Source organism: Pectobacterium brasiliense (assembly GCF_016950255.1).
Lineage (GTDB): Bacteria > Pseudomonadota > Gammaproteobacteria > Enterobacterales > Enterobacteriaceae > Pectobacterium > Pectobacterium brasiliense.
Genome location: NZ_JACGFN010000002.1, coordinates 534,746 through 559,892 on the forward strand (window position 1 = coordinate 534,746; position 25,147 = coordinate 559,892).

Sequence of the window (25,147 nt, forward strand, 5' to 3'; positions counted from 1 at the left end):
AACGCTACCGCTGATGAATGATGTTCATCACTCTATCTTCTGTCTGGATAAAACGCTGACGAGATAGCATCAACCTCTTATGTCTGGAACAACTGGTTTCACCGAAACGCATCGTTACGTCGGGCGTTTTGCCCCCTCTCCTTCTGGTGACCTGCATTTTGGCTCACTGATCGCCGCACTAGGTAGTTATCTGCAAGCGCGTTCCCAACAAGGGCGCTGGCTGGTACGCATTGAAGACATCGACCCGCCACGGGAAATTCCCGGCGCAGCCTCCCGTATCCTTGCACAATTAGAACATTACGGCCTGTATTGGGACGGCGAGGTGATGTACCAGTCACAGCGGCATACACGTTACCGCGAGATCCTTCAGCAGCTTCGGCAGCAGGGAGTGAGCTACTATTGCACCTGTACGCGTAGCCGTATTCAGCAGCTAGGTGGACACTATGACGGTTATTGCCGGACGCGTAACCTGCCCTCCGATAACGCCGCGCTACGCCTGCGCCAGACAACGCCGGTATTTCACTTTCACGATAAATTGCGTGGCCAGCTGTATGCCGACACGGCACTCGCGCAGGAAGATTTTATTATCCACCGCCGCGATGGGCTATTTGCCTATAATTTGGCCGTCGTGATCGACGATAACGACCAAGGGATTACGGAGATCGTGCGCGGAGCCGATCTGATCGAGCCGACAGTGCGACAAATTTCGCTCTATCAGCAGTTGGGCTACACGATCCCTACCTATGTTCATCTGCCGTTGGTGCTGAATACCGAGGGCAATAAGCTTTCCAAGCAGAATCATGCACCAGCGCTGCCGAATAGCGATCCACGTCCTGTGCTGCTGGCTGCACTGCAATTCTTGAACCAACCGCTGCCGGAGAACGGTCAGGAGATGACGCTTTCTGCACTTCTGGCCTGGTCTGTCGCGCACTGGTCCCTTGATGTTGTTCCGTTACAGGCGGCAATAAACCCGTCCGCGATCACATCGGCATTCTCAAAGGGGCATTGGTGAGCTATGATTAGCCGCTATTTTTAGTGACGCACTCTCTTTGGCCGTCACATTTGCAGGCCGTCACTGGGTCGACGTCAAAAACGTTTCCCAGAAATTTTTTGCTGTGCCGTTGATTTATCCATCACTATCGAGGTGTATTATCTTTTCCCGAGTTGCTAATTTTTGTCGTAAGGTACTGAATCGTGAGAACGAAATGGTCGAATCAGAGGGACCGCGCCAGCATCTGACGGTGATTCCGCGTGACCAACATACTATTTCACGCAGCGATATCAGCGAGAATGCGCTGAAAGTACTTTATCGCCTGAACAAAGCGGGCTACGAGGCTTATCTGGTTGGCGGCGGCGTACGCGATCTGCTGCTGGGCAAAAAGCCGAAAGATTTTGATATCACCACTAACGCCACACCCGATCAGGTGCGCAAGTTATTCCGCAACTGCCGTTTGGTCGGGCGTCGTTTCCGTCTCGCCCACATCATGTTCGGGCCTGAGGTGATTGAAGTTGCCACGTTCCGTGGTCACCACGAACAGCATCAGGAACAGCAAGAAATCAAAAACTCCTCTCAGCAGGCCCAAAGCGGCATGCTGTTACGCGACAATATTTTTGGTTCCGTTGAAGAAGACGCCCAGCGCCGCGATTTCTCGATCAACAGCCTCTACTACAGCATTTCTGATTTCAGCGTACGTGACTATACCGATGGCCTGAACGATCTGCGTCAGGGCGTCATCCGTATGATTGGCGATCCCGAAACACGCTACCGTGAAGACCCGGTGCGTATGCTGCGCGCCGTCCGTTTCGCTGCCAAGCTGAACATGACGGTCAGCCCGGAAACCGCTGAGCCGATTCCTCGTCTGGCCTCATTGCTGCACGATATTCCTGCGGCGCGCATGTTTGAAGAGTCGCTGAAGCTGCTTCAATCAGGCTATGGCTACCCAACCTATAAAATGCTGTGTGAATACCAGCTGTTCCAGCCGCTTTTCCCGCTGCTGAGTCGCTACTTCACACCAAACGGCGATTCCACATTGGAGCGCATGGTTGCACAGGTGCTGAAAAATACCGATCAGCGTCTGCAAAATGACATGCGAGTCAATCCGGCATTTTTGTTTTCCGCCATGCTGTGGTATCCGCTGGTTGAACATGCACAAAAGCTGGCTCAGGAAAGCGGTCTGGCTTACTTCGATGCCTTCTCGCTGGCGATGAACGATGTACTGGATGAACAGTGCCGTTCTCTGGCCATTCCTAAGCGCATTACGTCTTTAGTTCGTGATATTTGGCAGTTGCAAACGCGTCTGTCTCGTCGTCAGGGTAAACGCGCTTATAAGCTGATGGAACACCCTAAATTCCGCGCCGCGTATGACCTGCTTTGCCTGCGTGCCGTAATCGAAAACCATCAGGAGCTACTGCGCCTGGCTCAGTGGTGGGGAGAATTCCAGGTTGCCGCCCCGCCGCGTCAGCAAAACATGCTGAAATCGCTGGATGACGGCCCGACACCACACCGTCGTTCCCGCCCTCGCCGACCGCGTAAACCGACAACGGCACGCAGAGATCAAGCATGACGAACCGTGTGTATCTGGCGCTGGGCAGCAATCTTGCCCAGCCTTTGCAACAGGTACGCGCGGCATTGTCTGCGCTGGACGCGATTCCACACACTCGCGTCGTTTGCTGCTCCTCATTTTATCGTAGCCGCCCGCTTGGCCCGCAGGATCAACCAGACTACCTCAATGCCGTCGTTGAACTGGAAACCGCATTAGCGGCCGAATCGCTGCTGGATCACACACAGGCTATCGAGCTGGAACAAGGTCGCGAACGCAAGGAGCATCGCTGGGGCCCGCGCACGTTGGATCTGGACATTCTGCTGTTTGGCGATGTCATCATCCAGACTGAACGTCTGACCGTGCCGCATTACGACATGAAGAATCGTGAATTCATGCTCTACCCGCTCGCAGAAATCGCCCCTGAACTAACATTCCCCGACGGCGAAACCCTCGCCCAGCGGTTAACCCATGTCGACCGCAACGGTTTGACACTATGGGATAATAAAGAGTGGGATAACGAGAAGCTGACCGGAACAGTCGACCACGAATAATCCTCCCATCTGTAACTTGAAGCGCGACGGGTATATCGCTACACGTCGGCTTACATTAGAATGTCCCCCTCAATTCTTCGCCCTATTGACATAGGAAGACCGTCATGAAACCGACGACTATCTCCCACTTGCGCCAATGGAAACAAGATCAGCGAAAATTCGCTACGATTACCGCTTACGACGCCAGTTTCTCTCGCTTGTTTTTCGAGCAAGGCATCCGCGTAATGCTGGTGGGTGACTCACTGGGAATGACCGTGCAGGGTCACGATTCCACATTGCCCGTGACCACACACGATATCGTTTACCACACGCAGTGTGTCCGCCGTGGCGCACCGCTGGCGCTGGTTCTCTCCGATATGCCTTTTATGACCTATGCCACGCCAGAACAAACGTTCAGCCAGGCCGCCGAGCTGATGCGCGCAGGTGCAAATATGGTGAAGCTGGAAGGCGGAAGCTGGCTTGCCCCGACGGTAAAAATGCTGACCGAACGTGCCGTGCCAGTTTGCGGTCATCTGGGTCTAACGCCGCAGTCCGTTAATATCTTCGGCGGCTATAAAATTCAGGGCCGTAGCGAAAGCGATGCCAATCAGCTACTGGCCGATGCGCTTGCGCTTGAAGAAGCGGGCGCACAGCTGCTCGTGCTGGAATGCGTGCCTGTCGCGCTGGCCAAGCGCGTAACAGACGCCCTGTCGATTCCAGTAATCGGTATTGGCGCTGGCAACGTGACAGACGGGCAGATTCTGGTCATGCATGATGCCTTCGGCATTACCGGCGACAAGACGCCTAAGTTTGCCAAGAATTTTCTGGCGCCAAGCGGTGGCGATATCCGCGCGGCAGTGCGTTTGTATGCACAAGAAGTCGAACAGGGTCTCTACCCGGCCGAAGAACATTCGTTTCATTGAGACATTCATTTCATTGAGAAATGTCGTTTCATTAAAGAACGAGCATTCCATTAATCAGGCTATTTTTTAGGAGTACGGGTGTGTTAATTATCGAAACCCCTCTGCTGCTGCGCCGCGAGGTTCGTCGCTGGCGTCAGGAAGGGAAACGCATTGCTTTAGTTCCCACCATGGGTAATTTGCATGACGGGCACATGACGCTGGTCGATGAAGCCAGAGCGCGTGCCGATATCGTTATTGTCAGCGTTTTTGTCAATCCTATGCAGTTTGAGCGGCCAGATGATTTAGCCCGCTACCCCCGGACGTTGCAGGAAGACTGCGAGAAATTGAACCGCCGCGGTGCCGATCTGGTTTTCGCACCGAGCCCGGATGTGATATACCCCAATGGACTGGAGTCGCAAACGTTTGTCGATGTGCCAGGCCTGTCTTCTATGTTGGAAGGTGCCAGCCGTCCCGGCCATTTTCGGGGCGTTGCGACCATCGTCAGTAAGTTGTTCAATATAGTACAGCCGGATATCGCCTGCTTTGGTGAGAAAGATTACCAGCAGCTAGCGCTGATTCGGCAACTTGTCCGCGATATGGGCTATGACATTGACATTATTGGTGTCCCTACCGTGCGTGCAAAAGACGGTTTGGCATTGAGTTCACGCAATGGCTATCTCAGTGCGGAAGAACGCCAGCGGGCACCGTATGTTCATCAGGTGATGATGGATATGGCGACACAGTTGAACAACGGCGATCGCCAGATAGACACCTTGCTGGAACAGGCGGCAGACAAGCTGCGTGAAGCGGGCTTTACGCCTGATGAACTGTTTATCCGCGATGCAGATACGCTGCAACCGCTGAGCGCGGCCAGCACGCGTGCAGTGATTTTGATGGCTGCCTGGTTAGGCAAGGCCAGATTGATTGATAACCACCAGGTCGATTTGACTGTATGAACCGAGGTAACAAGCGATGATACGTACCATGCTGCAAGGCAAGCTGCACCGGGTCAAAGTAACTCAGGCTGACTTGCATTATGAAGGCTCTTGCGCCATCGATCAGGATTTTATGGATGCCGCCGGCATTCTGGAATACGAAGCGATTGATATCTACAACGTTGATAACGGTCAGCGTTTCTCTACCTACGCCATTGCGGGCGAAAGAGGCTCACGCATTATCTCTGTGAACGGCGCTGCCGCTCGCCTTGCCTGCGTGGGCGACAAACTGATTATCTGCTCCTACCTGCAGATGTCCGACGAACAGGCCAGAAGCCACAGCCCGAAGGTTGCCTATTTCTCTGGCGATAACGAGCTACAGCGTCAGGCAAAGGCGATTCCGGTTCAGGTTGCCTGATCGCCAAATTTATGACGAAATCGAGCGTTAGTAATGGATAGATCGTAAAGACGCTGCAAGTACCTCCCTGTAAGCTCGAGCCGCGCCATCCCTGGCGCGGACGCTTTACTCTTCTATTCCATTACTACCGTTTTCATTTCTTAGATCAGTCTGCCAAAAAGCTAACACGGTGTTACCACCGCCTTCTCATTTGCAGAATTGACACACTACGTCCGCAGCCCGCGGCCGCGTTCAATCAGCCACCAGACCAGCAGATAAAACGCCACGATAAAGGCAATCAGCACCGACATCGTGAACAGCAGCGGTACATCCTGAATCCCGAGGAAGCCATAGCGGAAACCGCTAATCATGTACACCACCGGGTTCAGCTTGGAAACGGCCTGCCAAAACGGCGGCAGCAGCGTCAGCGAGTAAAACACCCCGCCCAGATAGGTCAGCGGCGTTAACACAAACGTCGGAATCAGGCTGATATCATCAAAGGTTTTTGCAAACACCGCATTCAATAAGCCTGCCAGCGAGAACAGCGTCGCCGTCAGCAAGAGCGTCACAACAATGATCCACCAGGCATGAACATGCAGCGGGACGAAGAACAGCGATACAGCAGTCACCAGAACCCCAACGCACAGGCCACGCGCAATCCCCCCACCAACATAGCCCGCAATGATCACGTGAGTCGGCACTGGAGCGACCAGCAATTCTTCAATATTGCGTTGAAACTTGGCGCTGAAAAAAGAAGAAGCGACGTTGGCATAGGCGTTGGTAATCACCGCCATCATGATCAGGCCCGGCACGATAAACTGCATGTAGGTGAAACCATGCATATCACCAATACGTGAGCCGATCAGGTTGCCGAAAATAATGAAATACAGCGTCATGGTGATCACTGGCGGCACCAGCGTCTGAATCCAGATACGCCCAAATCGAGTGACTTCTTTCACCCAAATACTCTGTAGCGCTACCCAATACAAATGCATCATGCCTTTTCTCCCTTACCGTTCGCCCCGTCTCCATTAACCAAGGTGACAAACAGCTCTTCCAACCGGTTCGCTTTATTACGCATACTTAATATCGTTATCCCCTGCGCGCTTAGCTGGCTAAATAACGCATTCAGGCCTTGCTCACGCATCACATCCACTTCCAGCGTTGACGTATCCATCAGGCGAAACGCATAGCCTTCAAGCTGTGGCAGCGGGCTTTTCGCCGCCAGATCGAAAATAAACGTTTCGGACTTCAGCTGAGCAAGCAGCTGCTTCATCGAGGTGTTCTCCACCAGCTCTCCCCGCTGGATGATCCCGATGTTGCGGCACAGCATTTCCGCTTCTTCCAGATAGTGCGTCGTCAGGATAATCGTGGTGCCCTGCGCGTTCAGTTCCTTCAAAAAGCCCCACATGGAGCGACGTAATTCGATATCCACACCTGCGGTCGGCTCATCAAGAATCAGCAGCTTAGGCTCATGCATTAACGCACGCGCAATCATCAGGCGACGCTTCATCCCGCCGGACAACATCATCGCTTTTTCGTTGCGTTTCTCCCACAGATCGAGCTGTTTCAGGTATTTTTCGGCACGCTGCAATGCATCCTGCCGTTTCACGCCATAATAGCCAGCCTGATTAACCACAATCTGTAATACCGTTTCGAAAGGATTGAAGTTAAATTCCTGCGGGACCAACCCCAGTTGGCGTTTCGCATTCACTTTGTCCAGCTCAAGGTCATAGCCGAAAACGCGAACTTTACCGGCCGTTTTATTCACTAGCGAGCTGATAATCCCAATCGTGGTCGATTTTCCCGCGCCATTTGGCCCCAGAAGCGCATAGAAATCCCCCGCTTCCACGTTCAGGTCGATCCCCCGTAGCGCCTGGACGCCTCCCGAATAGGTTTTGGTTAGTTGCGCCAGTTCCAGTGCATATGTCATAAGAAATGGATTGCCTTATTATCAGTGAATTCTACAAATTTGAAGTATGACGGAGATAAACTATCGTTTTTCAAACGACGCATGTTGCCTTATATTACTCCTCACTGCCCCTTGTTTGTTACAGGTCATTTACTTTCATGAAAGAAATTGAAACGCTCATCGCCAATAACCAGCTTTGGTCTAAAACGATGGTGGAAGAGGATCCTGGCTATTTTGAACGTCTGGCGCAGGCACAACGACCCCGTTTTCTATGGATTGGATGCTCGGACAGTCGCGTACCTGCGGAAAGTCTGACCAGCCTTGAGCCTGGTGAACTGTTTGTTCACCGCAACGTCGCCAATCTGGTTATTCACACCGACCTCAATTGCCTGTCTGTCGTGCAATATGCCGTCGAAGTTCTTGAAGTCGAACATATCATTATCTGCGGCCACTACGGCTGCGGTGGTGTTCAGGCGGCGGTGGAAAACCCAGAATTGGGTTTGATTAACAACTGGCTGCTGCATATCCGTGATTTGTGGTACAAGCATAGTTCGCTGCTGGGGGAATTGCCTCCCGAACAGCGGCTGAATACGCTCTGTGAAATCAACGTTGTCGAGCAGGTTTATAACCTCGGCCACTCCACCATCATGCAGTCCGCCTGGAAGCGTGGGCAGAAAGTCACGATCCACGGTTGGGTTTACGGTATTCAGGATGGCCGTCTGCGCGATCTGGAAGTGACGGCGACCAACCGGGAGACGCTGGAACAGCGTTATCGCCGCGCGATTTCCTCCCTGCCTTGATACGCTGTCTGACGCCCATTCGCTGGGCGTCGCTCACGGCATCGGCCTTATCTGATACGCTATTCCTGTGGAACAACCTTGCCGACGTAAGGTAAATGGCGATAGTGCTGGGCATAGTCGATGCCGTAACCCACAACGAACTCATCAGGGATCGAGAACCCAACCCACTCGACTTTCACCGCCACTTCACGGCGCTCTGGTTTGTCCAGCAGCGTACAGATAGCCAGCGATTTTGGCTCACGCAGTTGCAGAATTTCCCGCACTTTGCTCAGCGTATTGCCCGAGTCGATAATATCTTCAACGATCAACACATCTTTGCCGCGAATATCTTCATCCAGATCTTTCAGGATCTTAACATCGCGCGTGCTGTTCATACCGCTGCCATAGCTGGATGCCGTCATGAAATCCACCTCGTGAGGGACGTCAATCGCCCGACATAAATCGGCCATAAAGATAAACGATCCACGCAATAGCCCCACCAGCACCATATCGCTGCCGCTATCACGGTAGTGTTCGCTGATCTGTTGCCCCAGTTCGGTAACCCGCGCCATCACTTCCTGCTCAGAAATCATGACTTCCACGGTATGTTTCATCATACTGATAACTCTTTGAAGTAAGGTATTCAGCACCCTCGGTAGAATGACAGACTCATTATCGATGATGCGCCAATGCTGACTTTTGAATCAGTCTGGGCAATGCCCAAGCGCGCGAAGTATATCAGAAACCACACCATGAAGGAGACACCATGAGCACACCACCGGTGGATGTTTGCTACAAAGTGAATGTCCCGCTTTCCAGTCAGCAGTTCATTGCGCTGTTGGCGAAAACGTCATTGGGGTCGCGCCGCCCGCTGGATAATGAGACGGCAATTGCAGGTATGCTTAAGCACACCAACCTGCTGGTTTCCGCCTGGCAAGGGGAAGCGCTGGTTGGGATCGCGCGCAGCGTGACGGATTTTCATTTTTGCTGCTATCTGTCCGATCTGGCGGTATCAGAGGACTGTCAGCACGCGGGAATAGGCAAGAAGCTGATTCAACAAACCGCTCAGCAGCTTGAAAAAGGCTGCAAAATTATTTTGCTGGCCGCGCCGCTGGCGGTGGATTACTACCCGAAGTTAGGGTTTGAAAAACACAATAGCACCTGGATCATGCCTGCGTCAGACCTGCATGCAGAGGCGTAATCATTTCGTTTCAGAGCCGTCAGCCGGAGTGCTGACGGCGGGTAAAGCAGGATACAAGACTGGCGGATCCGTCTTAATGCTTAAACGCACCTGCTGTCCCGGTTCAAACCAGTTGCCGGTCTGCACCAGCAGCATCAGTTCTCCCATCTTCACCCGATACAAGTTTGATGTGCCCATAAATAGCCTATCTTCGATCGACGCCGGACCATCGGGATCGAGCGCCAACGCCACGTCTGCCGGGCGTACCATCCAGTCGCATTGTGAATCCATCGGCTGATTGAGCGGATGGGTCGCCTGATGATCGCCCAATGGGCTTTGCCATTGATGGTCGCTCATAATTTTCACAGGTAAATAGTTCGTGTTCCCCATAAAATCAGCGACAAAGCGGCTATTCGGGCGATGGTACAGCTCGGATGGATAACCCTGCTGCATAATCTTCCCTTCATCCAGCAGAATCAGATGGTCGGCGCAGGCAAAAGCTTCCTCCCGGCTGTGCGTAGCGAAAACCGCCGCAACATGACGCTGTTTGAGAATCTGCCGCAATTCGGTGATCAGGCGGTAGCGGGTCTGGCTGTCCAGACCGGGAAACGGCTCATCCAGCAACAGCAGTTTCGGCTCACAGGCCAGCGCACGGGCAATCGCCAAACGCTGCTGCTGTTCATTCGATAGCTCGTGTGGATAACGTGTGGCAACCTCATCCAGTTGCAAGAGCGTCAGCATCTCCGCACAGATTGGCTTCACCTCGCTGTCCGGGCGGCCATACAAACCAAACGCAATGTTGCCTTCCACCGTCAGATGCGGAAAGAGCGCGTAGTCCTGAAAAATCAGGCCAACCTGACGCAGCTCGGGCAGGACGTACGCTTGCGGCGAGCTGACGGGTTCACCTTCCAGCAAAATCTTGCCCTGAGTAATCGGCAGCAGGCCAGCGATAGCCTGTAATAGCGCCGTTTTACCACAGCCGTTTCGCCCCAACAGGCAGATCGTCTCATCGTCGCGCACGGCAAATGAGATGTTCTCCAACACGGGAGACTGCTGCAACGTACAACTTACCGCCTGAACGCTCAGAATATCTATCGGCGCGGCCATGTGATTATCCTTTTATATTCAGTGCGCGATTCAGCCAGAAAACAGGGATTAGCCCTACCGCTACCAGCACCAGAGCAGGAAAGGCAAATGACGCAATCTGCTCATCCGCCGTAAAGCGGAAAACATACGTTGCCAACGTATCAATCCCGAAAGGGCGCAGCAGTAGCGAGACATTTAGCTCTTTCATACTTTCTGTAAAAATCAGCAGCGCCCCAATAAACAGGCTGCGGCGCAACAGCGGAATATGCACGCGTGACCAGCGGCTGAGGGGAGAAGCGCCCAGAACAAGACTCGCACTGTCCAGCGATCGCGGAATACCTTCCATGCTGCGCTCAAGGCTGTCCAGCATCAGGCGCCCAAATTTAACGCTATAAGCGAGGATGAGAATAAACAGCGATCCCGCCAGCAAAGCCTCCGCGGGAGGTAACCCAGCCGCGCTGGCAAATAGATTAATTCCGCTGTCCACCAGCGACAGTAGGGTAAACAGTCCGACAGCCAGTACCGCGCCGGGCAAAGCAAAACTCAGACTGACCAGCCGAACCGGTGTCTGATTAGCAAATATCCCAGCCGTGCGCGTGTAAAAGATAAACGACAGCGCCATTAGCGTAATGATGAAAGTTGCGATGGCAGAGGCTAACAGGCTATTCATCACTGCATGGAGGAACGCCATATCCCATACCGACATCATGTGTCGGAGCGCTAGAAAGAGTAGATATAGCACCGGGAACACAAATGACAGACAAACGATGCCCCAGCAGTAACTGCGAACCGCCTTGCTGCGCCACCCGACCAACACAGGCGGAACCACCTGAGAAGGATTGGCTTGAGCTTGATAAATTCTCTGTTTACGACGCCAGACATTAACCAGAAACATCAGGAGGAAGATCGCAGGCAAAATCAACACGCCAACGCGTGCTGCCGCGCCGAGATCGCCCTGCTTCTGCCAGATATCCAGCACCTGCGTTGTCATAGTTGGGGTATCAAGATAAGACGCCGCGCCATAATCGCCCAGCGTTTCAACCACTACTAGCGCGCCACCGCAGGCAATCGCAGGCAGTGCAATAGGCAAACATAAGCGGCGTAAAACCTGGGTACGTGTTTGATTCAGTAATCGAGCCGAATGAATCAAGCTGGCAGGCTGTTTCGCCAGCGCTTCACGCACCAGCAGGTAAATATAGGGATAAAGCACCAGCGCCAACACCAGGCTGATGCAGCCCAGCGAAACGGGTAGCCCAGCGATGTGGGATTCCCCCCACGACGAGGCTATCTGCAGCCCGCCTTCCTGCAACAACCGGGATAGGTGACGTAGCACATCGGTATAAAGGTAGGCGAGTAGAAACGCGGGCATCGCGAGCGGCAGGCAAAGCGCCCATTGCAGTACGCGATGACCGGGAAAACGGTACATGGCGATAAACCAGGCGGAAGGCAACCCAAACAGTAAACTGAAGAAAAGCGTGCCAATCACGATGACCGCTGAATGTATCAGATAGGTGGGTAACCCGATTTGCCACAGTTGGCTAAATCCCATCCCATCGGCAAAAAAAGCCTGATAAAAAACCGTTGCTAAAGGAAGCAGCAACAGTCCCGCCAACAACCAACTACTGACGCGCCAGACACCGGAGATCATAGAATAAAAACTGTATTAGGTGAGATCGCTGTTATTAATAACAGAGGCTGACGGCGGCGTCATCGTATCAAACAGCGATAAATGGGCTTTAATCCTGCGATTAACCCAAGGCGATTGCCATCACCGACTGCCAATAAAATAAAAACCAACCATTTCAATAGATTGCGATTATGCGTTTTCCCCCTTTCCGCTATTCATTTTTTATCGCAACCCCCTAAATAATTCGAGTTGCAAGCAGGCGGCGACACAGCGACAAATTCGTCAGGAACGAATTTGACCAGCCAGCGGCTGGCCTCTGGTGAGAGACAGGATGTCTCTCATTCATCCCCAGGAGCTTACATAAGTAAGTGACTGGGGTGAGCGAGGAAAGCCAACGCACATGCAGCTTGAAGAATGACGGGGATATCAGATGTTTCACGTAAGAAAACTTGGAACCTCATGGGATATCTGTGATAACGTCATCTGACAACATTTGGAACAGGTTCAACCATGAAAAACTCTGCGCTGGCTCTGCTCCTGCTAAGCCTGATGAGCTTCTCTTCCGCCAGCAAGGCGCTGAATGAATTTGAAGCGGAAGATCTGGCCGATCTAACCGCGATCTTTGTTTATCTGAAAAACCACTGTGGCTATCAAGACCTGCCGAATGAACAGATTCGTCGGACGCTGGTCGCTTTTGCTCAGCAAAACCGCTGGGATCTCAGCAATTACAGCGCGTACGACATGACGGCGATGGGTGAAGACAGCTATCGCGATCTGAGTAAAATCGCTATCCCGACACCAAAGAAATGCCAGTCACTGGCACGTAATTCACTGGGTCTGCTCTCCTACGCACAGTAGTTCCCCCCTCCTCCGCGCTGACCGAAATTTGACCGTGCAAGCGGCAAAAGAGTCAGCTATGATGGCGCGCCAATTTTCATGGCTGTTATCGCGGAGGAAGCCCTAACATGTCCCAGAAAGAAATTTGGTATGAAACCCTGCATGCCAACTTTGGCCAGTACTTTTCGGTTGATCGCGTGCTGTATCACGAAAAGACCGATCATCAAGATCTCATCATCTTTGAAAACGACGCATTAGGTCGCGTGATGGCGCTTGACGGCGTGGTGCAAACCACCGAGCGCGATGAATTCATCTATCACGAAATGCTCACCCACGTTCCCCTTTTGTCACACGGCAGCGCCAAACGCGTACTGATTATCGGTGGCGGCGATGGCGGTATGCTGCGGGAAGTCTGCCGGCACCGCGGCGTCGAACATATCACGATGGTAGAAATCGATGCCGGCGTGGTGGAATTTTGTCGCCAATATCTGCCCAATCACAGCGCAGGTAGCTATGACGACCCGCGTTTTAATCTGGTGATTGATGACGGCGTTAACTTCGTCAGACAGTGCAACGAAAAATTTGACGTCATTATTTCCGATTGCACCGACCCTATCGGCCCCGGAGAAAGCCTGTTCACCTCCGATTTCTATCAGGGCTGCGCCCGCTGCCTGAACGAAGGCGGAATTTTCGTCGCTCAGAATGGCGTGTGCTTCCTGCAACAGGATGAAGCCGTCGGCAGCCATAAAAAGCTCGGCCACTATTTCAAAGATGTCAGCTTTTATCAGGCAGCGATCCCAACTTACTACGGCGGCATTATGACGTTCGCCTGGGCCAGCAATAACCCGGCGCTGCGCCAGATAGACGCCATCACGCTACGCCAGCGTTTTGCGCAATCCGCTATCGCCTGTCGCTATTACACACCTGATGTTCACATCGGCAGCTTTGCCCTGCCACAGTATCTGTTGAGCGCGCTACAGAATGCGCAATAATCCACACTTAGGGAATCACAACCACAAGGGGGTGACGTAAATTGCACAAGCTGAAGCTACACGGCTTTAATAACCTGACGAAAAGCCTGAGTTTTTGTATCTACGATATCTGTTACACCAAAACGGCCGACGATCGCGATGGTTATATCGCCTATATCGACGAACAATATAACGCTAACCGTTTAACAGAAATCCTCACTGAAACCTGCTCAATTATCGGTGCCAACGTCCTTAACATCGCGCGTCAGGACTATGACCCACAAGGTGCCAGCGTGACCATTCTGGTCAGCGAAGAACCCATCGATCCGCGTGACGTGGACACCTCAGAACACCCGGGACCGCTGCCTAACTCCGTTGTTGCCCATCTGGATAAAAGCCATATCTGTGTCCATACCTATCCGGAAAGCCACCCAGAAGGCGGACTCTGTACCTTCCGTGCAGATATCGAAGTCTCTACCTGTGGCGTCATTTCACCGCTGAAGGCGCTGAATTACCTCATCCACCAGCTTGAATCCGATATTGTGACCATCGACTATCGCGTGCGGGGATTTACCCGTGATGTCAACGGTATAAAGCATTTCATCGATCATCAGATCAATTCGGTTCAGAACTTCATGTCCGAGGACATGAAATCGCTCTATCACATGATGGACGTGAACGTGTATCAGGAAAATATCTTCCATACCAAGATGTTATTGAAAGACTTCGACCTGAAACACTACCTGTTCAACGTCAGCCCTGAAGAGCTCAGCGCTACCGAACGGAAAAGAATCACCGATCTGCTGTATCACGAAATGCAGGAAATCTATTACGGCAGAAACCTACCCGTCCTGTAATCAATACACATAGGGTGTATCTCTTAGTCACAAATATAAGGGCATCAAGGATTTTGCCGTTATCCGGCGTAAAAATTATGCAGCGGTGCGCTTGACCGCCGAGTGAGCGACAGGACGTCGCGAAAGCCAGCGCCATGCCGGGAGCATGTCGCTGGTGGCTCGAAAAGCGGGCATGGGCACAGATGGAACCGCGTAGCGGCATAATTTAGCCGGAAGCCTGGGTTCGCAGGGCGGCGGCGACTGAGAAAGATACAAGCGCCCTGCGTCGGGCGCGTGCTATGAAGTAGCATGAAAATGCCGGTATCATTGCGCACGAAATTGTCTCTTAGCCAGCATAAAAAAGCTTTACTAAGAAGCCACCTTTTATCAAAGGAAAGCTGGATTAGTCATGTTGGCTTTTGTCTTCCCCACATTACCCTTCATTTCGTCGCACACTATTTCGTCAAAAATGATGCACATCACATTTATTTCTTTCTGCATTTTTTGCTTGCATTCTCTCTCAGCCTTGCTGCATCTGGGTTCGCGTTAATTGATATAAGGTCAACTAAAAATCATATATCTTGTGTGGTTGAAATTTAAAACGCCCACATCTAGTATTCTTTGTGTAGCACTCGCGTAACGGGTCGCTACCCAGTGGATCGGTTCAGGTGCACATGCCCTGAAGATAGCCGCTCCGACATACTTCTCTCACGCCAAAGGGTAAATACAAATCATGCGTATTACTATTTTCACTAAGCCAGATTGTGTTCAATGCAACGCCACATGCCGTGCGCTGGATAAGCAAGGAATTAACTATCAACTGGTGGACTTAACTGAAGATGAACAGGCGTTGCAGCAGGTAAGAGCGTTGGGCTATCAACAGGTACCCGTCGTGATGACGGCCGACGATCATTGGAGCGGCTTCCGCCCGGATAAGATCAGTACTCTGAACGCCGCCCTGCAATTGTCGTAAGGGGGCAATATGAACCCGCTGGTCTATTTCTCCAGCCAGTCGGAAAACACGCATCGCTTCATTTCCAGGGTTGGCTTGCCAGCCCTGAGAATCCCGATAGCGACAGAACAGCCTGCATTGAAAGTTGATCGCCCCTATATTCTGGTTGTCCCCAGCTACGGCGGAGGCAGCACGAAAGGGGCTGTGCCGCGTCAGGTCATCATCTTTCTCAACGATCCGCATAATCGCGCTTATCTGCGCGGCGTGATTGCCGCAGGCAATACCAATTTCGGTGCAGCGTATTGCATCGCCGGCGATATCATTGCGCAGAAATGCCAGGTGCCTTACCTGTACCGCTTTGAATTGCTCGGCACGGCAGAAGACGTTGCAAATGTGCGTAAGGGAGTAACTGAATTTTGGCAACAACAGACCACGTGAGTGCAAAGGCAACCAAGGCCGACGCGGATGCCCACTCGCTCGATTACCATACACTCGACTACCATGCGCTGAACGCGATGCTTAACCTCTACGACGCAGAGGGAAATATTCAGTTCGAGATGGATAAGCTCGCGGCACGCCGTTATTTCCTACAGCATGTGAACCAGAACACCGTGTTTTTCCACAATCTGGAAGAAAAACTGCGTTATCTGGTGGAAGAAGGCTACTACGAAGCAGATGTACTGGATCAATACAGCTTCGATTTCATCAAAAGCCTTTTTCAACAGGCTTACGCTCACAAGTTCCGCTTTCAAACCTTTCTGGGGGCGTTCAAATACTACACCGGCTATACGCTGAAAACCTTTGACGGTAAACGTTATCTGGAACGCTACGAAGATCGCGTCTGCCTCGTGGCACTGACCCTCGCTAAAGGGGACACTGCACTCGCTAGCGCGCTGGTCGATGAAATCATCAGCGGACGCTTCCAGCCCGCCACCCCCACATTCCTCAACTGCGGTAAAAAGCAGCGTGGCGAACTGGTCTCCTGCTTCCTGCTGCGCATTGAAGACAATATGGAGTCGATTGGTCGAGCAATTAACTCCGCGCTTCAGCTGTCAAAACGCGGCGGCGGCGTGGCCTTCATGCTCAGTAACATCCGCGAAACCGGTGCGCCAATCAAACGTATTGAAAACCAGTCGTCCGGCATTATCCCTATCATGAAAATGCTGGAAGATGCGTTCTCCTACGCCAACCAGCTTGGAGCGCGTCAGGGGGCGGGGGCGGTGTACCTCAATGCGCACCACCCAGATATTCTGCGTTTTCTGGATACCAAGCGGGAAAATGCTGATGAGAAAATCCGCATCAAGACGCTGTCTTTAGGTGTGGTCATTCCCGATATCACGTTCCAGTTGGCAAAAAATAATCAGGTGATGTACCTGTTCTCGCCCTATGATGTCGAGCAGGTTTATGGCGTGCCGCTGTCAGAAATTAGCGTCACCGAAAAATACCATGAGATGGTCAACGACAAGCGCATCCGTAAATCCCAAATTAAGGCGCGCGAATTCTTCCAGATCCTCGCCGAGATCCAGTTCGAATCCGGTTATCCCTACATGATGTTTGAGGACACGGTGAATCGAGCGAACCCGATTCACGGCCGTATCAATATGAGTAACCTGTGCTCCGAGATTTTGCAGGTCAACGAGGCAAGTCTGTACGACGACGATCTTGGCTACAGCCACATTGGTAAAGACATCTCCTGTAACCTCGGATCGATGAATATTGCCAACGCGATGACCTCGCCCGATTTTGGCCAGACAGTTGAAATGGCGATCCGCGCGCTGACCGCCGTTTCCGATATGAGCCACATCAGTTCCGTGCCATCCATCGAAAAAGGCAACGACCAATCACATGCGATTGGTTTAGGTCAGATGAACCTGCATGGCTATCTGGCGAAAGAGCGTATTTTTTACGGCACAGAAGAAGCCGTCGATTTCACCAACATTTATTTCTACACCGTCGCTTTCCACGCAATTCGGGCATCGAATGCGTTAGCGATAGAGCGGAACCAGCGCTTCTCAGGCTTTGAACTCTCAAAATACGCTACGGGTGAGTATTTTGATAAGTACATCGAGCAAACCTGGGAACCCACAACAACACGCGCACGTGAGCTGTTTGAACAGGCTGGCATCCACATTCCTACTCAGCAGGACTGGGCGGCACTGCGCGAATCCGTGATTGCGCACGGTATTTACAACCAGAACTTGCAGGCAGTTCCACCGACCGGTTCGATTTCATATATCAACCACTCGACGTCCAGCATCCACCCGATTGTGTCACGTATCGAAATTCGTAAAGAGGGCAAGATTGGTCGCGTCTACTACCCTGCCCCTTACATGAGCAATGACAATCTTGAGTATTACCAGGATGCCTATGAAATCGGGCCGCAGAAGATTATCGACACCTATGCCGCCGCGACGCAGCACGTCGATCAGGGGCTGTCGCTGACGCTGTTTTTCCGCGATACCGCCACCACGCGCGACATCAATAAAGCGCAGATCTACGCCTGGACCAAAGGCATTAAGACTATTTATTACATTCGCATACGGCAGATGGCGCTGGAAGGCACCGAAGTCCAGGGCTGTGTGTCCTGTGCGCTCTAAGCCATCGCGGAAGGAAATCGAAGCATGACCGCACTCACTCGCGTCCAGGCGATTAACTGGAACAAAATTGAAGACGACAAAGATTTGGAAGTCTGGAACCGGCTGACGTCTAACTTCTGGCTGCCGGAAAAGGTGCCACTTTCTAACGATATTCCGTCGTGGAGTACGCTGAACGCCCGCGAGCGTCAGTTGACGATCCGCGTCTTCACTGGACTAACGCTGTTAGATACCATCCAAAATACGCTAGGCGCACCAACACTCATGCCCGATGCAGTGACGCCACATGAAGAAGCCGTGCTGTCTAACATCAGCTTTATGGAAGCGGTGCATGCCCGCTCGTACAGCTCTATTTTCTCGACGCTGTGCCTGACCAGCGAAGTCGATGATGCGTATCGCTGGAGTGAAGAGAATACGGCGCTACAGAAAAAGTCCGACATTATTCTGTCGCACTATCGCAGTGACGATCCGCTGATGAAGAAAGTCGCCAGCGTGTTTCTGGAGTCGTTCCTGTTCTACTCGGGGTTCTACCTGCCGATGTACTGGTCAAGCCGTGCCAAGCTGACCAACACGGCGGATTTGATCCGGCTTATCATCCGCGACGAAGCGGTACACGGCTACTATATTGGCTACAAATTCCAGCGCGGGTTAGCGAAGGTCGATTCCGCTCGTCATCAGCAGGTGAAAAATTTCGCCTACGATCTGCTACAGGATTTATATGACAATGAGGTGTTATATACGCAGGAACTCTATGACGGCGTCGGCTGGACGGAAGATGTGAAGAAATTCCTCCACTACAACGCGAACAAAGCGCTGATGAATCTGGGTTATGAAGCACTGTTCCCCGCCAGCATGACGGATGTGAATCCCGCGATTCTCTCGGCGCTATCGCCAAACGCGGATGAGAACCACGACTTCTTCTCTGGCTCGGGTTCATCTTATGTGATCGGTAAAGCCGTCAACACCGAAGACGAAGACTGGGATTTCTAAAAAAACGGCCGCTGCTTTTCGGGTGGCCGCATTTTTCTACATCCCTTTTTCACCGCAATTTTTTACACCCCAGAAAATGAAAAACCCCGAATCATTGCTGATTCAGGGCTTTCATAATAAGTGGCGGAACGGACGGGGCTCGAACCCGCGACCCCCTGCGTGACAGGCAGGTATTCTAACCAACTGAACTACCGCTCCACTCGTGCTCACTGAGCGGGATGAATACTAAGATGACGGCACTATTACGTCAATGCTTTTTATAACTAACCGTTTCTGTTTGCTTATAATTTCATCTTGATGTCTATTCTCTCACCCGCAACGCGATCAACCGATTCTTTTTACTGCGCAAAGGGCGAATATCGCAGCGGCGCTATTCTGCCCGCCACAGGCAACTCCCGCCTTTTTTAGCAATCAGATCCAGACGTTGTTCATGCGCCAATAGCTCTGCCTCATCGGCGTAAAGTACCGTTAACGCCGATTGAGGGCGGACGATTCTCTGGATCGTTTCGGTATTCTCACTCTTCTGCTGCGTTTCACCTTCCATCGAAAAAGTCAGTGACGTCTGGCCACCGGTCATCGCCAGATAAACTTCTGCCAGAATCTCGGCATCGAGCAATGCGCCGTGCAGCGTACGCTTGCTGTTATCTATCTGATAGCGATCGCAAAGCGCATCCAAACTATTACGCTTACCGGGAAAGATCTTCCGCGCCATTAACAGGCTATCGGTGATCTTACAGAACGTCTCCGTCTTAGGAAGATCTCGGTTTAGCAGCCGAAATTCGTAATCCATAAAGCCAATATCAAACGTTGCGTTATGGATAACCAGCTCTGCGCCACGGATAAAATCGAGAAAATCATCCACGATATCCGCATACGTCGGCTTATCAGCCAAAAACTCATCGCTAATACCGTGTACGTTATACGCTTCGGGATCCACTAAACGATCGGGTTTGATATAGACGTGAAAATGACGGCCCGTCAGGCGGCGGTTAATCACTTCGACCGCACCGATCTCGATAATTTTATGCCCTTCATAGTGAACCCCCAGCATATTCATACCGGTGGTTTCTGTATCCAGGACTATTTGTCGCGTAATTTCAGTGCTCATCGTTTTCGTTTATGTCAGACTTGCCGTTTTTACCATAAGGGAGAGTCTACCAGAGATGCGCAAACAGGTAGAAATTTTCACCGACGGATCTTGCCTCGGTAATCCCGGCCCCGGCGGCTATGGCGCCCTACTGCGCTACAAGCAGCACGAAAAAGCATTGAGTGCTGGTTATCGTCTTACGACGAATAACAGAATGGAGCTGATGGCCGCAATTGCAGCGCTTGAAACACTGACCACTGACTGTGACGTCGTACTCAGCACAGACAGTCAATATGTTCGTCAGGGAATCACCAGTTGGATTCATAACTGGAAAAAGCGGGGTTGGAAGACCGCCGATAAAAAACCGGTCAAGAACGTCGATCTCTGGCAAAGATTGGATATCGCGATTCAACGTCATTCCGTACGCTGGGAATGGGTAAAAGGACACGCCGGGCATCCCGAAAACGAGCGCTGTGATGAACTCGCTCGCGCTGCCGCCAGTGCACCAACGCTTGATGACACCGGTTATCAGGCTGAATAAATCACCGTAGGCGTCCGCCTCATCTTCGATATATCTTTGTTGCGCCCACCGTGCGGCGCACTGATGCTTTGCGCAACCTCGCCCTCATCGGCGTAAACGTCAGCGGAATTGTGCGCTTCCGGGCAATAATCAGCGTCAGACACCCCAGCATCGGAATATGTTTATTCAACTTCCCTTTGTTTCTTCGCCATGGCGTAACGTGAAAATGGGTCTGATCGATAACCTCATAGTTCAATAATCCCAACCAGTCCGTAATACGCATTTGAGTAAACATGCGGCTGCAATAAGGATGTTTTTTATTGAGTCTGGGGATCAGTTTACCCAATCCAACTAGGCTGATCGGATTAAACGTGCTCAGGATTAACCAACCATCATCGATCAAGACACGATCAACCTCCCGCAAAATACGATGCGGATCCGATGAATAAGACAGCGTTTGGGCAAGCAGGCAAGCATCGATCGACTTTTCAGAGAAAGGTAATTGATGAGCATCAGCCACGACATGAAGATTATCACCGTGTGGAGCTACGTTAACCTGATGCGCGATCGCGCACTCCGTTATGTTGATTTCTGCACTCAGCGCCCCGACCTTGATAAGATGGAAACCAAAGAGTTTTGGCCACCACGGCAACAAAGCCAGCTCAAGCGACTCGCGATAAAATTGCCCACAGGTGATATCATCCCATGAATCAGGTGCAACAATGGTCTGAGGGGTTCGTGCCAATTTCATCTTCTGTTATCTTCCTCAGGCTGCTAGAAAAAAGAGGTGATGAATGAATCTTATCAGTATCCCCGCACTTCAGGACAACTACATTTGGCTATTGAGCAATAAAGAAAATCGCTGTGTGATCGTCGATCCTGGTGAGGCCCCCCCGGTGCTTAATGCGCTAGTTCAACACTCACTTGTCCCCGAAGCAATTTTGCTCACTCACCACCATAATGATCATGTCGGAGGCGTCATTGAACTCCTCAAGCATTACCCTAATCTGCCTGTTTTTGGCCCAAAAGAAACCGCTAAATGCGGCGCGACCTGCCTGGTGGAAGAAGGAAATACCGTCTCTTTGTTAAATTCGGAATTTTCTGTAATTGAGGTTCCAGGACACACATCTGGTCATATTGCCTACTACAGTGCGCCATTTTTGTTCTGTGGCGACACCCTATTTTCAGCGGGATGCGGTCGTATTCTTGAAGGCGAACCGAGGCAAATGTATGAATCCATTCAAAAAATAGCAGAATTTCCTGATGATACGATAGTGTGCTGCGCTCATGAATACACGCTATCAAACTTAAGATTTTCTAATACGATATTGCCAGAAGATCCCATTATTGAAGCTTACCTCCATGAAATCAGTCAGATACGAGAAAAATCGCAGTCTACTTTACCAACAACATTAGGACTGGAGAGAAGAATCAACCTATTCCTCCGCTGTCATGAGATTGATTTAAAAAAGAAATTATCAAAAGAACCTGCAAATATAGAGAATTGGCAAGTTTTTGAGATACTACGCAGCAAGAAAGACTGCTTCTGAAGGTTTAGGTTGTGCTATTCGTCTAATCAAAGTATCCTTGCTCGTCTTTTAAGCAACTATTGACCAACATATGAAGGCTAAAGCGATGATTATCGCCTCAGTCTTGCTGGCGGGTTGTCAGGTCTCACCACATGACACCTCGCAACCCAAACAGCATGCACAGAGTTTGTCTTCGGCAAGTCAAAGTGAAGCAGGAAAGTACACAGATAGTCGAGAGGCCTCCGCGCGATGGCTAGATGACGATAGTCTCGCGCAACGAGATCTGTGGAACTTCATTGGCGACGAGCTGAAGATGGAGGTTCCGGAAAACGCCCGGATCCGCGAGCAAAAAATGCGTTATTTGAAAAATAAGAGCTATCTCCACGATGTAACATTACGGGCAGAGCCGTACATGTACTGGATAGTCGAGCAGATTAAGCAACGTAAAATGCCGATGGAACTGGTACTGCTACCCATAGTGGAGAGCGCTTTTGATCCAAGTGCCACATCATCCGCCAATGCCGCTGGGCTATGGCAGATTATCCCTGGTACAGGACGCAATTATGGTTTGAAACAAAACCAGTGGTACGACGGACGTCGCGACGTGATTGCGTCTACGACGGCTGCGCTGGATATGATGCAACGACTCAACACGATGTTTGATGGCGACTGGTTATTGACTGTTGCTGCATACAACAGTGGTGAAGGCCGCGTCATGCAGGCGATGAAAGCGAATAAAGCGAAAGGAAAATCAACCAGCTTCTGGGCACTGGCGTTACCGCGGGAAACGTCAATCTATGTCCCTAAGATGTTGGCTTTGAGCGATATTCTTAAAAACAGCAAAAAGTATGGCGTGACTCTACCACAACCCAATGAAAGCCGCGCATTAGCAAAGGTTGAGCTGGGGCAGCAGATAGAATTGACACAAGCCGCTGAAATGGCGGGTTTGTCGTTGAATAAGTTGAAGAGTTATAACTCGGGCTATAAGCGTAATGTTACCGCGCCAAATGGGCCACATTACATTATGGTTCCTAAAGCTCACGTTGAGCAGTTGAAAGATTCACTGGCTGATGGTGACATCGCCGCGATTCAACCAACACGCTTAGCGCAAACACAGTCAACGCCAGCATCACAGCAGTATAAGGTACGCTCAGGTGATACCTTATCAGCCATTGCGGCACGGCTTAATGTCAGCACGAAAGATTTGCAGAGCTGGAACAATCTGCGTAGCGCTGGTGCGCTCAAGGTTGGCCAGACATTGCAAGTTGCCAAAGCATCAGGCAATAGCAGTTCTATCACCTACCAGGTTAGGAAGGGTGATTCACTGGCAAGTATTGCTAAACGTCACGGCGTAAATATCGCTGATGTGATGCGCTGGAATACGGTTATCAACAAGAATGCCAACATCCAGCCAGGCGATCGTCTGACGCTTTATGTTAGCAGCAACATAAAACCTGATTCTTAACGTCATATCAGAATTGGTAACGAAAAACAGCTCTCTACATCCGTGGAGGGCTGTTTTTTTATAACGATTAATTCAGGCTAAATTCAACGAGCAGTGGGTTATGATCTGAAGCCTGAGTCACCAATACAGAAGACTGGTTAACGGTCAGCTCACGGTAAAAGACGAAATCGAGCGGCCGACCAAACGCCTTTCGCCGTTGGTCATCAACAAAATGTACCTCCTGCAACCCCATCCTTGCCGCAAACCGATTAAGTGCGTTAATACGCTGCTGACTCCACGCATTAAAATCTCCAGCCATAATAGCTGGCCCTTGATGATGTAAGAGTTGTTCCCCAATCGCAGCCAACTGCTTGGTATAAACCTCAACACCAAAGCTAAAGTTGACCGCATGGATATTGATAACCATCAGCCTCTGGCCATTCTGAAGCGCGTAGACCGTCACCAAAGAGGACTTAGCCAAACGCAACAGGGGCTCCTTTTCACGTAAAGGACAGCAATATACTGGCTGAACCGCTGATAGCGTCATCACACCAGATGGATGCTGCGGGAGAATAATGGCAGGAACCTGATCGGCAGAAAGGTAGTTGGTGGTTGCAAAACGGATGAGTTCTGGCGTGCTTTGCGCTTCCTGCAACAGAACTAGCTGGGTACCTTTACCGAAATTCTGCAACACGGAAAGCCAGTTCATTCGTTGTTGCTTAAAAATGTTCCACACCATTACGCGTAAAACATCACCCTCCAGCAACAATGAGCTTGTCGGTAGCACTTGTCCCGGATAATGCATTTCCCCGGGAGGGAAGATACGTTCGGCTGGTTGGCCGGCAACATACCTCATTGCATAGGTTCTTTTCCGCACGCCTAATCCACTATCAGTTTCAATACTCTAAATACCCTATCAAAAAAGAGCACTCTTCTGTTATAGAATTTTATCGCAGACTTACAATGTACGCTCGGCGATAAGGTAGGAAAAATGAAATGATCGGCAAAAACACAAAAGAAGATAAGGAGAAAGAGGCGAATTCATATACAAATTCTAATATTCAGATATGAAAAAGCCCTAAGCGTTAACTTAGGGCTTCTGCATAATAAGTGGCGGAACGGACGGGGCTCGAACCCGCGACCCCCTGCGTGACAGGCAGGTATTCTAACCAACTGAACTACCGCTCCACCGAATTTCTCTACAACCACCAGATTGCTCCGGCTTACTGCTTAATTTGATGCCTGGCAGTTCCCTACTCTCACATGGGGAAGCCCCACACTACCATCGGCGCTACGGCGTTTCACTTCTGAGTTCGGCATGGGGTCAGGTGGGACCACCGCGCTATCGCCGCCAGGCAAATTCTGTTTCATTCCAGCCGTTACTGTGCTGACTTTCTCTCTCTTGTCATCACGCAACCACCAGAACCAATCTCTGAACAAGCTGAACATCGTTTCATATGAGTCTTTCATCACCCACAAAACACCTTCGGTGTTGT

At 51.2% G+C, this 25,147-nt stretch carries 26 protein-coding genes, 2 tRNA genes and 1 rRNA gene; 18 read left to right on the plus strand and 11 right to left on the minus strand.

The window, feature by feature from the left end; genetic code table 11:
• Window positions 1-79: 79 nt before the first annotated feature.
• The 6 genes from gluQRS (at window position 80) to panD (ending at window position 5,328) form a co-directional block, all read left to right on the plus strand.
• The gene (gene gluQRS / locus H4F65_RS16955) at window positions 80-1,012 is read left to right on the plus strand and encodes a tRNA glutamyl-Q(34) synthetase GluQRS (RefSeq protein ID WP_010280762.1); all 933 of its coding nucleotides are present in this window, start codon (window positions 80-82) and stop codon (window positions 1,010-1,012) included.
• Window positions 1,013-1,151: 139 nt separating this feature from the next.
• Window positions 1,152-2,564: a polynucleotide adenylyltransferase PcnB gene (gene pcnB, locus H4F65_RS16960; RefSeq protein ID WP_205536111.1), complete on the plus strand. Its 1,413-nt coding sequence runs from the start codon at window positions 1,152-1,154 to the stop codon at window positions 2,562-2,564.
• Window positions 2,561-3,094 (plus strand): 2-amino-4-hydroxy-6-hydroxymethyldihydropteridine diphosphokinase, encoded by a 534-nt coding sequence (gene folK / locus H4F65_RS16965; RefSeq protein WP_010280767.1) that lies wholly within the window; start codon window positions 2,561-2,563, stop codon window positions 3,092-3,094. Before pcnB ends, folK begins: the two co-directional genes overlap by 4 nt.
• A 104-nt stretch (window positions 3,095-3,198) precedes the next feature.
• Entirely contained in the window at window positions 3,199-3,996 is a 798-nt protein-coding gene (gene panB / locus H4F65_RS16970) for a 3-methyl-2-oxobutanoate hydroxymethyltransferase (RefSeq protein ID WP_010280769.1), read from the plus strand.
• An 80-nt stretch (window positions 3,997-4,076) separates the two neighbouring features.
• Entirely contained in the window at window positions 4,077-4,931 is an 855-nt protein-coding gene (panC, locus tag H4F65_RS16975) for a pantoate--beta-alanine ligase (protein WP_010280771.1), read from the plus strand.
• A gap of 16 nt (window positions 4,932-4,947) precedes the next feature.
• Window positions 4,948-5,328 (plus strand): aspartate 1-decarboxylase, encoded by a 381-nt coding sequence (gene panD / locus H4F65_RS16980; protein ID WP_010280773.1) that lies wholly within the window; start codon window positions 4,948-4,950, stop codon window positions 5,326-5,328.
• Between the two features lie 206 nt (window positions 5,329-5,534).
• On the opposite strand, the gene H4F65_RS16985 is transcribed toward panD, so the two are convergent.
• Together H4F65_RS16985 and H4F65_RS16990 are read right to left on the minus strand one after the other, a co-directional pair.
• Complete coding sequence (locus H4F65_RS16985) at window positions 5,535-6,305, minus strand: ABC transporter permease (protein WP_010280776.1); 771 nt, start codon at window positions 6,303-6,305, stop codon at window positions 5,535-5,537.
• Window positions 6,302-7,240: an ABC transporter ATP-binding protein gene (locus tag H4F65_RS16990; protein WP_010280781.1), complete on the minus strand. Its 939-nt coding sequence runs from the start codon at window positions 7,238-7,240 to the stop codon at window positions 6,302-6,304. The genes H4F65_RS16985 and H4F65_RS16990 overlap by 4 nt, the downstream gene beginning before the upstream one ends.
• Before the next feature lie 137 nt (window positions 7,241-7,377).
• Between H4F65_RS16990 and can the strand changes: the two genes are divergently transcribed.
• Complete coding sequence (gene can / locus H4F65_RS16995) at window positions 7,378-8,019, plus strand: carbonate dehydratase (RefSeq protein WP_010280785.1); 642 nt, start codon at window positions 7,378-7,380, stop codon at window positions 8,017-8,019.
• Window positions 8,020-8,078: 59 nt separating this feature from the next.
• Here the strand turns inward: can and hpt are convergent, their stop codons facing one another.
• A complete protein-coding gene (gene hpt, locus H4F65_RS17000; protein ID WP_172644812.1) occupies window positions 8,079-8,612 on the minus strand; it encodes a hypoxanthine phosphoribosyltransferase in 534 nt (177 codons plus the stop codon).
• A 152-nt stretch (window positions 8,613-8,764) separates the two neighbouring features.
• On the opposite strand from hpt, the gene H4F65_RS17005 reads away from it, so the two are divergent.
• A complete protein-coding gene (locus tag H4F65_RS17005) occupies window positions 8,765-9,199 on the plus strand; it encodes a GNAT family N-acetyltransferase (RefSeq protein ID WP_039320705.1) in 435 nt (144 codons plus the stop codon).
• On the opposite strand, the gene H4F65_RS17010 is transcribed toward H4F65_RS17005, so the two are convergent.
• Both H4F65_RS17010 and H4F65_RS17015 read right to left on the minus strand, forming a co-directional pair.
• On the minus strand, window positions 9,200-10,285 hold the full coding sequence (locus H4F65_RS17010) for an ABC transporter ATP-binding protein (RefSeq protein WP_010280794.1): 1,086 nt from the start codon (window positions 10,283-10,285) through the stop codon (window positions 9,200-9,202).
• A 4-nt stretch (window positions 10,286-10,289) separates the two neighbouring features.
• A complete protein-coding gene (locus tag H4F65_RS17015; RefSeq protein WP_010280796.1) occupies window positions 10,290-11,912 on the minus strand; it encodes an ABC transporter permease in 1,623 nt (540 codons plus the stop codon).
• Between the two features lie 489 nt (window positions 11,913-12,401).
• On the opposite strand from H4F65_RS17015, the gene H4F65_RS17020 reads away from it, so the two are divergent.
• The 7 genes from H4F65_RS17020 to nrdF all read left to right on the plus strand — a co-directional run bounded on the left by H4F65_RS17020 (window position 12,402) and on the right by nrdF (window position 19,071).
• Entirely contained in the window at window positions 12,402-12,749 is a 348-nt protein-coding gene (locus H4F65_RS17020) for a YacC family pilotin-like protein (RefSeq protein ID WP_010280797.1), read from the plus strand.
• A gap of 107 nt (window positions 12,750-12,856) precedes the next feature.
• Complete coding sequence (gene speE, locus H4F65_RS17025) at window positions 12,857-13,720, plus strand: polyamine aminopropyltransferase (RefSeq protein ID WP_010280798.1); 864 nt, start codon at window positions 12,857-12,859, stop codon at window positions 13,718-13,720.
• Window positions 13,721-13,761: 41 nt separating this feature from the next.
• On the plus strand, window positions 13,762-14,556 hold the full coding sequence (gene speD / locus H4F65_RS17030; protein ID WP_010280801.1) for an adenosylmethionine decarboxylase: 795 nt from the start codon (window positions 13,762-13,764) through the stop codon (window positions 14,554-14,556).
• A gap of 712 nt (window positions 14,557-15,268) precedes the next feature.
• Complete coding sequence (gene nrdH / locus H4F65_RS17035; RefSeq protein WP_010280808.1) at window positions 15,269-15,508, plus strand: glutaredoxin-like protein NrdH; 240 nt, start codon at window positions 15,269-15,271, stop codon at window positions 15,506-15,508.
• 9 nt (window positions 15,509-15,517) lie between these two features.
• Window positions 15,518-15,925: a class Ib ribonucleoside-diphosphate reductase assembly flavoprotein NrdI gene (gene nrdI, locus H4F65_RS17040; protein ID WP_010280810.1), complete on the plus strand. Its 408-nt coding sequence runs from the start codon at window positions 15,518-15,520 to the stop codon at window positions 15,923-15,925.
• Window positions 15,922-18,084 carry a class 1b ribonucleoside-diphosphate reductase subunit alpha gene (gene nrdE / locus H4F65_RS17045; protein ID WP_052051623.1) on the plus strand — a complete coding sequence of 721 codons (2,163 nt, stop codon included), beginning with the start codon at window positions 15,922-15,924 and terminating at the stop codon, window positions 18,082-18,084. The genes nrdI and nrdE overlap by 4 nt, the downstream gene beginning before the upstream one ends.
• 24 nt (window positions 18,085-18,108) lie before the next feature.
• Window positions 18,109-19,071: a class 1b ribonucleoside-diphosphate reductase subunit beta gene (nrdF, locus tag H4F65_RS17050; protein ID WP_010280814.1), complete on the plus strand. Its 963-nt coding sequence runs from the start codon at window positions 18,109-18,111 to the stop codon at window positions 19,069-19,071.
• A gap of 121 nt (window positions 19,072-19,192) precedes the next feature.
• Here nrdF and H4F65_RS17055 read toward each other — a convergent pair.
• Both H4F65_RS17055 and dnaQ read right to left on the minus strand, forming a co-directional pair.
• Window positions 19,193-19,269: transfer RNA gene (locus H4F65_RS17055), tRNA-Asp, on the minus strand.
• Window positions 19,270-19,441: 172 nt separating this feature from the next.
• The gene (dnaQ, locus tag H4F65_RS17060; protein ID WP_010280817.1) at window positions 19,442-20,179 is read right to left on the minus strand and encodes a DNA polymerase III subunit epsilon; all 738 of its coding nucleotides are present in this window, start codon (window positions 20,177-20,179) and stop codon (window positions 19,442-19,444) included.
• Here dnaQ and rnhA point away from each other — a divergent pair.
• Entirely contained in the window at window positions 20,133-20,699 is a 567-nt protein-coding gene (gene rnhA, locus H4F65_RS17065; protein WP_167740028.1) for a ribonuclease HI, read from the plus strand. The two genes, dnaQ and rnhA, sit on opposite strands and share 47 nt — an antisense overlap.
• 19 nt (window positions 20,700-20,718) lie before the next feature.
• Here rnhA and H4F65_RS17070 read toward each other — a convergent pair whose 3' ends face one another.
• Window positions 20,719-21,429 (minus strand): class I SAM-dependent methyltransferase, encoded by a 711-nt coding sequence (locus H4F65_RS17070; protein WP_010280824.1) that lies wholly within the window; start codon window positions 21,427-21,429, stop codon window positions 20,719-20,721.
• A 43-nt stretch (window positions 21,430-21,472) separates the two neighbouring features.
• On the opposite strand from H4F65_RS17070, the gene gloB reads away from it, so the two are divergent.
• Together gloB and mltD are read left to right on the plus strand one after the other, a co-directional pair.
• On the plus strand, window positions 21,473-22,228 hold the full coding sequence (gloB, locus tag H4F65_RS17075) for a hydroxyacylglutathione hydrolase (RefSeq protein ID WP_010280826.1): 756 nt from the start codon (window positions 21,473-21,475) through the stop codon (window positions 22,226-22,228).
• Window positions 22,229-22,298: 70 nt separating this feature from the next.
• A complete protein-coding gene (gene mltD, locus H4F65_RS17080; RefSeq protein WP_010280829.1) occupies window positions 22,299-23,672 on the plus strand; it encodes a murein transglycosylase D in 1,374 nt (457 codons plus the stop codon).
• Between the two features lie 67 nt (window positions 23,673-23,739).
• Here the strand turns inward: mltD and H4F65_RS17085 are convergent, their stop codons facing one another.
• From H4F65_RS17085 to rrf, 3 genes are all read right to left on the minus strand, one after another.
• Window positions 23,740-24,528 carry an endonuclease/exonuclease/phosphatase family protein gene (locus H4F65_RS17085; RefSeq protein ID WP_039320697.1) on the minus strand — a complete coding sequence of 263 codons (789 nt, stop codon included), beginning with the start codon at window positions 24,526-24,528 and terminating at the stop codon, window positions 23,740-23,742.
• 234 nt (window positions 24,529-24,762) lie between these two features.
• A tRNA-Asp gene (locus H4F65_RS17090) sits at window positions 24,763-24,839 on the minus strand.
• A 52-nt stretch (window positions 24,840-24,891) separates the two neighbouring features.
• Window positions 24,892-25,007, minus strand: a 5S ribosomal RNA gene (gene rrf / locus H4F65_RS17095).
• Window positions 25,008-25,147: the final 140 nt, after the last annotated feature.